Raw genomic sequence first — 12,856 nt, 5'->3', positions numbered from 1 at the left:
CGAAGGATCGCTCCGGGCCCCTCGGCCGTAAGGCGCCGGTCACGCGGTGTGGGCGTGACGGCTACCGTCAGGCAGCGGCACCGCCACGGCCGCCCACGAGGCGCGGCAGGAAGCGGAAGCCGACACCGCCGGCGATCATGGTGGCGGCGCCGACCAGCAGGAACGTGGTCTGCGCGGCACCCGTCTCGGCCAGCTCGGCGCCGCCGCCCTGGGCGGTGGTGCTGGTGCCGGTGGCGGCCGAACCGGTGTCGGTCAGGGAGGAGGAGCCCTCCTCCTGGGTGGACGTGCCACCGTCGGGGTCGGCGTTGTTGCCGCCGCCGCCGTTGCCGCCGCCGTTGCCGTTCCCGTTGCCCGGGTTGGACGGCTCGTCGGTGGGCTCGGCCGGGTCGGTCGGCTCCTGCGGCTCCGTCGGCTCCTCGGTGGGCTCCGTCGGGATCGTGGGCTCTTCGGTCGGCGGGTCCGTCGGGACCTCGGTGGGCGGGTCCGTCGGCTCGTCGGTGGGCGGAGTGGTCGGGTCCTCGTCACCGCACAGGATGCCGAGGATGCAGTCCTCGGTCTCCGCGGCGGAGGCGGCGCCCGCGGCGGTCAGCGAGGCGCCGGCCGCGATCACGGCACCGGCGGCGAGGCGCGCGATACGGATCCGCGTCTTCTTGGTCATCTGGTTGCTACCCCCAGTAGCTGAATCGTCAGAGAGGCGGCGTTCAGGGGCCGGCCGTGATCGACGGAGGTAACGCAACTCGAGCCCCCCGGTTCACATGCGCCCCAGAGATACGCATGCCACGCTTCACCCTTCCCATTTTTCAAGAGCACGTCAAGGCCAATGCGGGCGCGATGTCCAACTACGGGCTCTTTGACTGGGGTTGGAAGCTGTGAGTGTGATGTAAAACCCAGACATGCAGGTACACAAAAGGCAACTGCCGCCGGTCCGGCGGCAGTTGCCTTGTCGACATATGACTTTCTCTTACTTCTCCTGCTGCTTGCGCCAGCGAATCCCGGCCTCCAGGAAGCCTTCGATCTCACCGTTGAAGACGGCCTCGGGGTTGCCGACCTCGTAGTCGGTCCGCAGGTCCTTGACCATCTGGTACGGGTGCAGCACGTACGACCGCATCTGGTTGCCCCAGGAGTTGCCGCCGTCGCCCTTGAGGGCGTCCATCTTGGCCCGCTCCTCCTGGCGGCGCCGCTCCAGCAGCTTGGCCTGGAGGACGTTCATCGCGGTGGCCTTGTTCTGGATCTGCGACCGCTCGTTCTGGCAGGAGACGACGATGCCGGTCGGGATGTGCGTCAGCCGCACCGCGGAGTCGGTGGTGTTGACGCCCTGTCCGCCGGGGCCCGAGGACCGGTACACGTCCACGCGCAGCTCGGACTCGTCGATCTCGATGTGGTCGGTCTGCTCGACCACGGGCAGCACCTCGACACCGGCGAACGAGGTCTGGCGGCGGCCCTGGTTGTCGAACGGCGAGATGCGCACCAGCCGGTGCGTGCCCTGCTCGACCGAGAGGGTGCCGTAGGCGTACGGCACCTGCACGGCGAAGGTGGTCGACTTGATGCCGGCCTCCTCCGCGTACGACGTCTCGTAGATCTCGGTCTTGTAGCCGCGCTGCTCGGCCCAGCGCAGGTACATCCGCTGGAGGCGCTCCGCGAAGTCGGCGGCGTCGACGCCCCCGGCCTCAGCGCGGATGTTGACCAGCGCCTCACGGGCGTCGTACTCACCGCTGAGGAGCGTGCGGACCTCCATCTCGTCCAGCGCCTTGCGGACGGCGACGAGCTCGGACTCGGCCTCGGCACGGGTGTCCGGGTCGTCCTCCTCCTCGGCCATCTCGAACAGCACGGCGAGATCGTCGATCCGCCCGCGCAGGGCCTCGGCCTTCCTCACCTCCGCCTGGAGGTGGGAGAGCTTGCTGGTGATCTTCTGCGCTTCGTCCGGGTTGTCCCACAGGGACGGCGCGGCCGCCTGCTCCTCGAGCACGGCGATGTCTGCCCTCAGCTTGTCGAGGTCCAGAACGGCCTCGATCGACTCCATGGTCGAGGAGAGGGACTTGAGCTCTTCGGATACATCGACGACTGCCACGCCTCCAGCGTAACGGCTCCGCCGGGCGGCGAGCTCCGGGTGCCGCCCCGGCCGGGCGCACCGCCCCGCCCCGCAGGGAGCGCGTCACGGGGTCGCGGGAGCCGTGGTGCGGGTGTCCCGCGGGCTCGCCCCGGCGTCGTCGTCCGAGACCGCCAGCCAGGTCCCCACGCCCGCTGCGGCCACCAGCACCACCGCGGCCCCGCCCAGCGCCAGCCGGCGCCGCCGGGTCGCCGCGCGGTGGCGGGCCGAGCCCGGCCGCGGGGCGCCCGCCGCGCGCGGCACCCGTGCCGTGCCGCGGGCGCCGCCGGCCAGCTCGTCCGGGGCCGGGACCCGCATCGAGGTGTGGGTGTCCCGGTTGGAGCCGGCCGGCCGGGCGCCCGGCACCAGCGGCACCGCGCCCCCGCGCCGCACCCGCTCCCCCGCCGGGTCGGCCGGGCCCGCGGCCGGCACCTCTTCCTGCTCCGGCTCCCCGTCGGGCTCGTCCACGTCGAGCGGCGGCATCCCGGCGACCAGCGGCAGCAGCTCGCGCAGCCGCGCCCCGAGCTCGGAGGCGCGCAGCCGGGAGGCGGGGGCCTTGGCCAGGCACTGGACGATCAGCTGCCACAGCTCGTCGGGGATGCCGGGCAGCGGCGCCACCGTCTCCGTGACGTGGCGGCGCAGCACCGCGCCGGGGTGGCCCCCGCCGAACGGGGTGAAGCCGGCCAGCAGCTCGTAGAGGACGGTGGCGAGGGCGTAGATGTCCACCGCCGCGCGGGGCGGCAGGCCCTCGACGATCTCCGGTGCCAGGTAGTCGGGGGTGCCGATGATCTTCGTGGCGCGGGTGCGGCGCGGGGAGTCGATGAGCTTCGCCACACCGAAGTCGGTCAGCAGGGCCGGGTGGGCGCCGCCGGGGCCGAGGGGACCCTGCATGTCCAGCAGGATGTTCTCCGGCTTCACGTCCCGGTGCACGACACCGGCCGCGTGGGCCGCGGCCAGGCCGTCGGCGACGTCGGCGACGATCGCCACCGCCGCCTCGGGCGCGAGCCTGCGGTCCCGGTCGAGCCGGGTGCGCAGGTCGGTGCCGCGGACCAGGTCCATGACGAGCGCGAGGTCGTTGCCGTCGACCACCAGGTCGCGGACGGAGACGACGTTCGGGTGCTCGAGGCCGAGCAGGGCCGTGCGCTCCTGCACGAACCGCCCCACGAGCTCCTGGTCGGAGGCGAGGTCCTCGCGCAGCAGCTTGACGGCGACGGGGCCCTCCGGCCCCTCGCCCAGCCACACCGTGCCGGCGCTGCCCCGCCCCAGGATCTGGTTGGCGGTGTACCGGCTGCCGATCTTCCGTGCCAAGACTGCTCCTACCGACCGTTGTGCCGCCGCTGCGTCCTCCCGGGGGCCGACCCCCGGACCCCCAGCCGGCAGACCCTGGGAACCCCCGGTCGACAAAACTACGCGGTCGGGTGGCCGGCCTTCACCGCGGAGGCGGAAATCACCCGCCGGGTGTCGACAAATCCCCAGACACGCAAAGGCCGTACGGTCCCGGTGGGGTCCGTACGGCCGTGCGCGGTCGTCGTCGCGTGGGTGGGTCAGCCCGTGCCCGAGCCGCCGCCCGAACCCCCGCTGAGGTCGCCGATCCAGTCGGTCACCGTGCCGACCCAGCTGCTGAGCTGCTCCCAGTAGCCCTTGCCCGTGCCGATCCACTCCTGCAGCGGGCTCAGTTCCCAGACCAGCCAGCCGGCGACGAAGAGGATGACGATCGTGAACAGGCACCCCTTCAGGCAGCCCAGACCGGGGATGCGCATCGGGTTGCCGCCGCGGCGGCGCGGCTCACGCGGCTCGCGCTGCGGGCGCTGCGGCTCGGGCGCGTAGCGCTGCGGAGCCTGCTGCGGCTGGCGCGGCGGGGCGTAGGGCTGCGGCTGGTGCTGCTGCGGCTGCGCGTAGCCGCCCTGCCGGCCGCGCTGCGGCGGACGCTGCTGGGGCTGGGGGGGCTGTTGGGGCTGCGGCTGGGGACGGGCCACCTGCCGCTGGGGGCGGCGGCGCAGCGGGTCCTGGCTCGGGTCGAGGTACTGGACCTGGGTCTGTTCGTTGCGGTCCCGGGCGGCCCGCAGCTGGTTCTGCCAGGGGTGCGGGTCCTCGGGGCCGGGCCCGCCGGGCGGCCCGTGCGACACCGGCGGCATCACCGCCGTCGGGTCGGCGGCGCCGGTGTGCGGCAGGACGCTGGTCGCGCCGTTCGGGTCGAAGGAGCCCGCGCCGTGCGGCAGCACCTGGGTCGGGTCGGCCGAGCCCGGCACGGGGGCCGGGGACGGGTCCGGGGCGAGGAGGGCGCCGACGCCCTCGGCGGCGGCGATCTGCGCGGAGTTCGCGTGCACGCCGATGCCGTCGGCGACCACGCGCAGGGCGCGGGCGAGGTTCCCGGCACTGGGCCGGTCCTCGGGGTTCTTGCGCAGGCAGCGCTCTATGACGGTCCACAGCGGGTCGGGGACCGTGGAGGGGCGGCGCGGTTCGGCGCTCAGGTGCTGGTGCAGCACTTCGAGGGCGGAGCCGCCGCCGAACGGCGGACGTCCGGTGACCAGCTCGTACAGCAGGATGCCGGCGCCGTAGATGTCGACGGCGGAGGTCTGCGGGCGGCCCTCGGCGGACTCGGGCGCGACGTAGGCGGGCGTCCCGACGAACTCGTGGGTGCGGGTCAGCCCCGGGGAGTCGGCGAGGCGGGCGATGCCGAAGTCGGTGAGCAGCGGGTGCATCTCGCCGCCCCACTGGCGCAGCAGGACGTTGGCGGGCTTCAGGTCGCGGTGGACGACGCCGTCGGCGTGGCTGGCGGCGAGCGCGTCGGCGATCTGGGCGGTGAGCAGGGAGGCCGCGACCGGGGTGAAGGGGCCGTTCTCCCGCAGGTAGCGGTGCAGGTCGGGGCCCTCGACGAGGTCCATGACCAGGGCCAGCAGCTCGCCCTCGACGACCAGGTCGCGGACCCGGACGATGTTGGGGTGGGTCAGGCGCAGCAGCACGGACCGCTCGCGCAGGAAGCGCATGACGATGTCCGCGTCGCCGGCGAGCTCCTCCTTGAGGACCTTGATCGCGACCGTCTCGCCGGGCTGGCCCGGCACGGCCGCCTCGGCGCCCGCGGTCTCCCGCTGGCGGGCTCGCCAGACGGTCCCCGTGGCGCCGCGACCCAGCGGCTCCTCGAGGATGTACTTGCTGCCTACCGGCCGCACGTCGCGCTCCCTGCTGCTTGCCTACGTTCCGACCCACTGTAGTGCCGTGCCCCGGGGCACCGGCGGTCATCATTCTGTGCGTCTTACGTACGGCCTCCCGTTCATGTTCGAAGGAAAGACGCTCGGCTCAGTCCCGTGGTTGCCGCGAACGGACGTGAGCGATCTCAAGTGATCACCGGCAGGGCCGTTGTCCGGCACTTTTGCGGGCAGAGCCGACCAATCAAGATCACTTGTCTTCGGGTGGGGGGCGGGTTGTCGGTGGCAGGTGCGAGGATGCGGGGAGTACTGGCCGATGTGCTCGTGTGGGGTGGGGTGGTTCCGTGCCCGCGCCCGCGCGCAGAAGGGACCGCTGACGCCGATGCAGATCCGGCTGACCGTCGTAGACCCGCTGGCCCCGCCCTCCACGGCTCGCGGCGCCGCCGCGAGCTGCGACGTGCTGGTCACGGCGCCCGCGGGCACGGCCCTGTCGGCGGTGGCCTCGGCCCTGGCCTCCGCGGTGTCCGGTGAGAGCGGCTCCTCCCGCACGGGCGAGGGCGAGCGCGGCGGCGGCCCGGTCGTGCTCTACGCGGGCGCCGAGCGGCTCGACGACCGGCGCAGCACTCTCGGCGAGCCCCCGCTGACCGACGGCGCGGTGCTGTCCCTGGGCGCCCCGGCGGCGCCCGAGCCCCACCCCGAGCTGGACGAGGCCCCGACCCAGCTCCATGTCGTGGCCGGCCCGGACGCGGGCGGCGTCCACCTTCTGCACGGCGGTGAGATCCGCGTCGGCCGCTCCGCCGACGCCGACGTCCCGCTGGACGACCCGGACGTCTCCCGGCTGCACTGCGCGGTCACGGTCGGCGCGGACGGCCGCGTCGCGGTCGCCGACCTCGGCTCGACGAACGGCACGACGCTCGACGGCACCCGGCTGACCACCCGCCCGGTGCGGTTCGTCCCCGGCGCGCTGCTGCGCGTCGGCGAGTCCACGCTGCGGCTCGCGCCGGCCGGCGGCCCGGGCGCGCGGGTGCCCACGGAGCCGGACGGCGAGGGACACGTGCGCGTGGGCCCGCGGGGCGGTGAGGGCACCGGTCCGGCGGTGCACGCGCGTGTGACGGACGGCACTCCGGCCCCCACCGACGGCCCGGCCGCCCGGGAGCACACCCCGGGCGAAGCGCCCGTCGTCCCCGCGCAGGGCGGGGCGCCGCGGGCCGGGCGGCCCGGCCCGCACGGCTCCGTCCCGCGCCCGCGTGGCGGCGACACCCACGTCACCGGCTTCGAGGTGGGCCCGCTCGACGGGCCCCGCCCGGTGCCGGACGCCGGACGCCGGGACACCGACCCGCGCGGCACCGACGTACCGGCGGGCGCGCGCAGGCGCGGCGGCCTGTCGGCCTGGGCGCGGCGGCTGGCCGGCGGACGCGGCGAGTCCGAGCCCGCCGCGGACGACACGTACGACGACGAATCGGCCGATCCGGCCGAACCGTCGGGCCCCACCTCGGCGGGACGCGGCGCGATGCTGCCCGAGCCCTGGCCGGACCCGGCGTCGCTGCTGCTGACCGCCCTCGGCCCGGGCCCGCGCCTCTGGGAGCGCGCCCCCGGCCACCCCGAGGCCCTCACGGTGCGGCTCGGCACCACCGACCGCGCGGCGCCCGACGGCTCGGGCCTGCTGCCGGCCGTGCCGGTGACCGCAGATCTGCGTGAGGCCGGGGCGCTGGGGCTGGCCGGGCCGCGCGAGCGCCTCGCCGGGCTGACCCGCGCCGTGCTCGCCCAGCTCGCCGCGCTGCAGTCGCCGGACACCCTGGAGATCGTGCTGGTCAGCGCGGACCGGGCCCGGCCGGTGGCCGAGCGCACCGCCGAGTGGGCGTGGCTGGGCTGGCTCCCGCACGTCCGCCCGGGCCACGGCCAGGACTGCCGGCTGCTGCTGGCCTACGACCGCGAACAGGCGGCCGCGCGCGTGGAGGAGCTGCTGCGGCGCCTGGAGGATCTGACGGGCCGTGACGACGGCGCGCGGGCACCGGAGGGCCGGGTACCCGCACCGCGCGCCGCCGGGCACCGCCCCTCCTGGGCGCGGGACGGCGAACCGACCGCCGGGGCACCGGAGTTCACCGGCCCGTACTCCGTGCTCGTCGTGGACGGCGACCCCGGCGGCGCGGACCTGCGCGAGGCGGTGGCCCGGCTGGCCCTGGAGGGCCCGCGGGCCGGCATCCACGTGGTGTGTCTGGCCGAGACGGCGGCGGCGTCGCCCGCCTCCCCGGTCACGGACACCTACGAGGCGGCCTGCGCGGTGGCCCCGGCGTTCCGCGCCTGCGGCGCGGTCGCACTGCTCAGCGGTGACGTGGCGACGGCCCTGCGGCTGATGCGGGTGGCGCCCGGCGGGGGTGCGCCCGGCGCGGCCGAGGCAGCCCAGGACGGCGCGGCGCGCGGCCCGGTCGGCCACGGCACGGTGGCCACCGTGGACGCCGTGTCCCTCGCCTGGGCGGAGCGTTTCGCGCGGGCGCTGGCGCCACTGCGCACGGACCGGGCGGCCGGGGAGGGCCGGGTGCGGGTGTCCGTGCCGCTGCCCCAGTCGGCGCGGCTGCTGGACGAGTTGGGGCTGGCGCGGGCCACCCCGGCGTCCCTGATGGCGCGTTGGGCCGACGCGGCCGACGACACCCAGGCGCTGGGCGGCCAGGTGAGTGCCGTGCTCGGCGCGGGACCGCACGGGCCGGTCGGCGTGGACCTCGGCGCCGAGGGGCCGCATCTGCTGGTGGAGGGACCGCCCGCCGCCGGGCGCACCGAGCTGCTGCGGGCCGTCGTCGCGTCGCTCGCCGCGGCCGAGCGGCCGGACCGGCTGGGCGTCGTGCTGATCGACGGCCGTGACACCGTCGGCGCGGGCGGCGGTCACGGCGAGGGCCTGGGCGTGTGCACGGACGTCCCGCATGTCACCACGCACCTCAGTGCCAACGACCCGGTCCGGATGCGGGAGTTCGCGCAGTCGCTGAGCGCCGAGCTGAAGCGGCGTGCCGAGCTGCTCGGGCGGTCCGACTTCACCGAGTGGCACACCGGCCGGGCGCTGACCGGCCGGATGATCGCGCAGCGGGCGGCCGGGGCGGGTGCCGGTGACGGCGATCTGGAGTCGCCGCCCAGTGCGACGATCCGGCTGCGGCCGGGCGCGGCCCGACGGCAGGCGGACGCCGTGCCGCCGCTGCCCCGGCTCGTGGTGGTCGTGGACGACCTGGACGCCCTGGTCCACCCCTCCCTGGGGTCGCCGGGCCGGCCGGCCGCCGGGTCGGTGATACGCGCGCTGGAGGCGGTGGCCCGGGACGGCGAGCGGCTCGGCGTGCATCTGGTGGCCGCGACCGGACCCGGGGGCCGGGCGGCGGAGTCGGAGCTCGCGCGGCGGGCCACCCTGCGGGTGACGCTGGACGCCGTGACGACCGGCCCGGACGCCCCGGCGCCGGGGCGGGGCCGGCTCGTCCGGGCGGACGGGCGGGCCATGCCGTTCCAGGGTGGCCGGGTCACCGGCCGTATCCCGCGCACGGCGACGCTGCGGCCCACGGTCGTCCCGCTGGAGTGGCACCGCATGGGTGACCCCCCGGCCAGGCGCCCCGTCCGCGAGCTCGGCAACGGCCCCACCGATCTGGCCCTGCTGGCCAGCGCGTTGGAGCGGGCGGCCCGTGAGGTCTCGGCCACCGAGGTGCCTTCCCTGCTGTAGGCGGCCCGTCGCTGGTTGCCTGGTCACGAGGCGGTCACGATCCCCGGGTTGACAGAGGACGCGCTCTTGCCGACCCCCAGGGCAGGGCGTAGACCAGACCCACGGGACAGCGCTCGAACGTTCGACGAGGCACGAAGAACGGGGCAGTGATGCACAGCACGAGCAGCAAGAACCGGACACGCAGGGCCGCGAGGGCCGCGGCGGCCGTCTTCGCCGGCGCCCTCGCCCTCTCCCTCACCGCCTGCGGCGGCGACGACAAGGACAACGGCAAGGACCAGGACGGCGGCAAGGAGTCCGCCTCCACCGTCACCCTGCCCAAGCTCGACGGCGAGACCCTGGAGGTCGCGGCCGTCTGGACGGGTGCCGAGCAGGCCAACTTCAAGAAGGTCCTCACGGAGTTCGAGAAGCGCACCGGCGCGACGGTCAAGTTCGTCCCCGCCCAGGACCCCATCATCAACTTCCTCGGCTCCAAGGTCGCGGGCGGCCGGCCGCCGGACGTCGCGATGCTGCCCCAGCCCGGCGCCATCAAGCAGGCCGTGGACAAGAAGTGGGCCAAGCCGCTCGGCGCCGAGGCGCTGAAGGAGCTCCAGGAGAACTACTCCCAGGGCTGGCAGGACATCGGCAAGGTCGGCGGGAAGCAGTACGGCGTCTACTACAAGGCCGCCAACAAGTCCCTGGTCTGGTACAACGCGAAAACGTTCGAGAACGCGGGCGCCGCCGAACCCAAGACCTGGGACGAGCTCCTGACGACCGCTCAGACGGTGTACGACTCGGGTGTCACCCCGTTCTCCGTCGGCGGCGCGGACGGCTGGACGCTCACGGACTGGTTCGAGAACGTCTACCTCTCCCAGGCCGGTCCCGAGAAGTACGACCAGCTGGCCAAGCACGAGATCAAGTGGACGGACCCGTCCGTGAAGGACGCGCTGACCGCGCTCGCCCAGGTCTGGGGCAAGAAGGACTACGTGGCGGGCGGCGCCGCGGGCGCGCTCCAGACGGACTTCCCGACCTCGGTCACCCAGACGTTCACCGGCGGCGACCAGCCGAAGGCCGCCATGGTCTACGAGGGCGACTTCGCGCAGGTCAACATCACGCAGGCGAAGGCGGACGTCGGCACCGACGCCAAGGTCTTCCCGTTCCCGACGGTCGGTGACACCGCGCCGGTCGTCTCCGGCGGCGACGCGGCCGTCATCCTGGAGGACTCCGAGGCGGCGCAGGCGCTGGCCACCTTCCTCGCCTCCCCGGACGCGGCGACGATCCAGGCGAAGCTCGGCGGCTATCTGTCGCCGAACAAGAGCGTGGACAACGCGGCGTACCCGAACGAGGTGCAGCGCACGATGGCGAAGGCGCTCATCGACGCCGGTGACGACTTCCGCTTCGACATGTCCGACCAGGCGCCGCAGGCGTTCGGCGGCACGCCCGGCAAGGGCGAGTGGAAGGCGCTGCAGGACTTCCTGAAGAACCCGTCGGACGTCGCGGGCACCCAGCGGAAGCTGGAGGCCGACGCGGCCGCGGCCTACGGAAACTGACGCGATGGCGTCGGCACAGGCGGCGGGGGCCCCTTCGGCCCCTGCCGCTCCCGAGTCGCGCAAGAGCGTGACCGGCACCCGCAGAACCGTGGCGGTGCTGTTCCTGCTGCCCGCCCTGGTGCTGCTCGGCGCGCTCGTGGTGTACCCGATCGGGTACTCGGTGATCCGCAGCTTCTACGACCAGTCCGGGGACGGCTTCGCCGGGTTCGACAACTACCAGGCCCTGTTCACGGACGACGGCATCCGCACCGCCCTGAAGAACAACGTCGTCTGGGTGGTGTTCGCCCCGACCGTCGCGACCGCGCTCGGTCTGGTCTTCGCGGTGCTCACCGAACGGGTCAGCTGGGGCACGGCGTTCAAGCTGGTCGTCTTCATGCCGATGGCGATCTCCATGCTGGCGGCGGGCATCATCTTCCGGCTGGTGTACGACCAGGACCCGGACAAGGGCGTCGCCAACGCGGTGTGGGTGGGCGTCCACGACACGTTCGCGCAGTCGTCGGCGTTCCCCAAGGCCCACCCGGGCCGGGAGTCGCCCCTGCGGGCGGCGCCGGGCGGCGGTTTCCTCACCGAGGACCCCGTCAGCGCCGGCACCCCGGTCTCCCTGCCCCTCGTCGGCGTGGCCCCCGACAAGATGCCGGACAGCGCCGCGAAGGCCGGCCGGGCGAAGGCGGAGCCGGGCAAGGTCACCGGCACCACCTGGCAGGACTTCACACGCGGCAAGGGCGTCGGCACCCTCGGCGGTATCGACCCGGCCGAACTCGGCTACGCCGGGATGAAGATCGAGGCGGTCAAGGACGGCGCGGTCGTGGCCTCCACGACGGCCGCCGACGACGGCACGTTCACCCTGCCGGCCACGGCGGACGGGGCCCGGTTGCGGCTCCCGGCCGACAACTTCAAGGAGCCGTACAACGGCGTGGACTGGCTCGGCCCGTCCCTGGTGACCCCGGCCATCATCGGGTCGTACATCTGGATGTGGGCCGGTTTCGCGATGGTGCTGATCGCGGCGGGGCTCGCGGGCATCCCCCGCGATCTGCTGGAGGCGGCCCGCGTGGACGGCGCCAACGAGTGGCAGGTGTTCCGCCGGATCACGGTGCCGCTGCTGGCGCCCGTCCTCGCGGTCGTCACCGTCACCCTGATGATCAACGTGCTGAAGGTGTTCGACCTGGTCTTCATCATCGCCCCGGGCTCCTCGCAGGACGACGCGAACGTCCTCGCGCTGGAGCTGTACCGCAAGGGCTTCTCCGAGGACCAGCCCGGTGTCGCGAGCGCCATCTCGGTGTTCCTGCTGCTGCTGGTGATCCCGGTGATGTGGTTCAACGTCCGTCGGCTCAGGCGGGAGGTGCGGCGATGAGTGCGGACGCCGGCAGGCTGACCGGGGCGGCGCCGGAGCCGCTCACCCTCGTCGAGGGCGAACGCACCCTCGGTGCCCGGCTCGTCTCCTTCGTCAGCGGCGGACTGGTGCGGGTGTTCCTGATCGTCGTGGGCCTGTTCTGGCTGGTCCCGACGATCGGGCTGCTGCTGTCGTCGCTGCGGCCGCCCGAGGAGATGTCCGCGAGCGGCTGGTGGGAGGTCTTCAGCAAGCCGTCCCAGCTCACCTTCGACAGCTACGACAAGCTCCTCGGCAACAGCGACATCACGGACTCGATCCTGAACACCGTGCTGATCACGGTCCCGGCGACGCTCCTCGTGGTGATCATCGGCGCGCTCGCGGGCTACGCGTTCGCGTGGATGGAGTTCCCGGGCCGCGACTGGTGGTTCCTCGGCGTGGTCGGGCTGCTGGTCGTGCCGGTGCAGGTGGCCCTGATCCCGATCGCCGAACTCTTCGGCACCATCGGCATCTTCGGCTCCCTGATCGGGGTGGTCCTCTTCCACGTCGGGTTCGGTCTGCCGTTCGCGGTGTTCCTGCTGCGGAACTTCTTCGCGGAGATCCCCCGGGAGCTGCTGGAGGCGGCGCGGCTGGACGGCGCGGGTGAACTGCGCCTGTTCTTCCGGGTCGTGATGCCGCTCGGCGGTCCGGCGGTCGCCGCGCTCGGCATCTTCCAGTTCCTGTGGGTGTGGAACGACATGCTGGTCGCGCTGATCTTCACGGACGCCGACAGCCAGCCGATCACGGTCGCGCTGCAGACGCAGGTACGGCAGTTCGGCAGCAACGTCGACGTCCTGGCGCCCGGCGCGTTCATCTCGATGGTGATCCCGCTGGTCGTGTTCTTCGCCTTCCAGCGGCAGTTCGTGTCCGGTGTGATGGCCGGCGCGGTCAAGTAGACGCTGACGCACCGCGTTTCGAGGGGGGGGGGGGGGGGACCGCCCCCCCCCCCCCCACGCCCCCCCCCCCCCCCCCCGGGGGGCCCGGGGCGGGGAACAAAAAAAACACAAAGCCCGGGGCCGCCCCGCGCCCCCCCCCCCCCGG

General features: G+C 74.1%; 8 protein-coding genes. 4 read left to right on the top strand and 4 right to left on the bottom strand.

Annotation, left to right across the window (positions count from 1 at the left end):
• Positions 1-67: 67 nt before the first annotated feature.
• From ACFRAC_RS00225 to ACFRAC_RS00210, 4 genes are all read right to left on the bottom strand, one after another.
• Positions 68-658, bottom strand: coding sequence for a hypothetical protein (locus tag ACFRAC_RS00225; RefSeq protein ID WP_382919061.1), 591 nt, complete (start codon positions 656-658; stop codon positions 68-70).
• 303 nt (positions 659-961) lie between these two features.
• Positions 962-2,068: a peptide chain release factor 2 gene (gene prfB / locus ACFRAC_RS00220; RefSeq protein ID WP_382919059.1), complete on the bottom strand. Its 1,107-nt coding sequence runs from the start codon at positions 2,066-2,068 to the stop codon at positions 962-964.
• Between the two features lie 84 nt (positions 2,069-2,152).
• Positions 2,153-3,394 (bottom strand): serine/threonine-protein kinase, encoded by a 1,242-nt coding sequence (locus tag ACFRAC_RS00215; protein ID WP_382919057.1) that lies wholly within the window; start codon positions 3,392-3,394, stop codon positions 2,153-2,155.
• A 236-nt stretch (positions 3,395-3,630) separates the two neighbouring features.
• Positions 3,631-5,256 (bottom strand): protein kinase, encoded by a 1,626-nt coding sequence (locus ACFRAC_RS00210; RefSeq protein ID WP_382919055.1) that lies wholly within the window; start codon positions 5,254-5,256, stop codon positions 3,631-3,633.
• A gap of 358 nt (positions 5,257-5,614) precedes the next feature.
• Here ACFRAC_RS00210 and ACFRAC_RS00205 point away from each other — a divergent pair, with 358 nt between their 5' ends.
• The 4 genes from ACFRAC_RS00205 (at position 5,615) to ACFRAC_RS00190 (ending at position 12,711) form a co-directional block, all read left to right on the top strand.
• Positions 5,615-8,923: an FHA domain-containing protein gene (locus ACFRAC_RS00205; RefSeq protein ID WP_382919887.1), complete on the top strand. Its 3,309-nt coding sequence runs from the start codon at positions 5,615-5,617 to the stop codon at positions 8,921-8,923.
• Positions 8,924-9,072: 149 nt separating this feature from the next.
• Entirely contained in the window at positions 9,073-10,449 is a 1,377-nt protein-coding gene (locus ACFRAC_RS00200) for an ABC transporter substrate-binding protein (RefSeq protein ID WP_382919054.1), read from the top strand.
• A gap of 4 nt (positions 10,450-10,453) precedes the next feature.
• Complete coding sequence (locus ACFRAC_RS00195; protein ID WP_382919051.1) at positions 10,454-11,800, top strand: carbohydrate ABC transporter permease; 1,347 nt, start codon at positions 10,454-10,456, stop codon at positions 11,798-11,800.
• The gene (locus ACFRAC_RS00190) at positions 11,797-12,711 is read left to right on the top strand and encodes a carbohydrate ABC transporter permease (protein WP_382919049.1); all 915 of its coding nucleotides are present in this window, start codon (positions 11,797-11,799) and stop codon (positions 12,709-12,711) included. The genes ACFRAC_RS00195 and ACFRAC_RS00190 overlap by 4 nt, the downstream gene beginning before the upstream one ends.
• Positions 12,712-12,856 lie beyond the last annotated feature (145 nt).

This window comes from Streptomyces sp. NPDC056628 (assembly GCF_042792555.1).
Taxonomy (GTDB): Bacteria; Actinomycetota; Actinomycetes; order Streptomycetales; family Streptomycetaceae; genus Streptomyces.
Note: the sequence above shows the minus strand (reverse complement) of the source record. Positions and strands in the feature narration are given on the sequence as shown.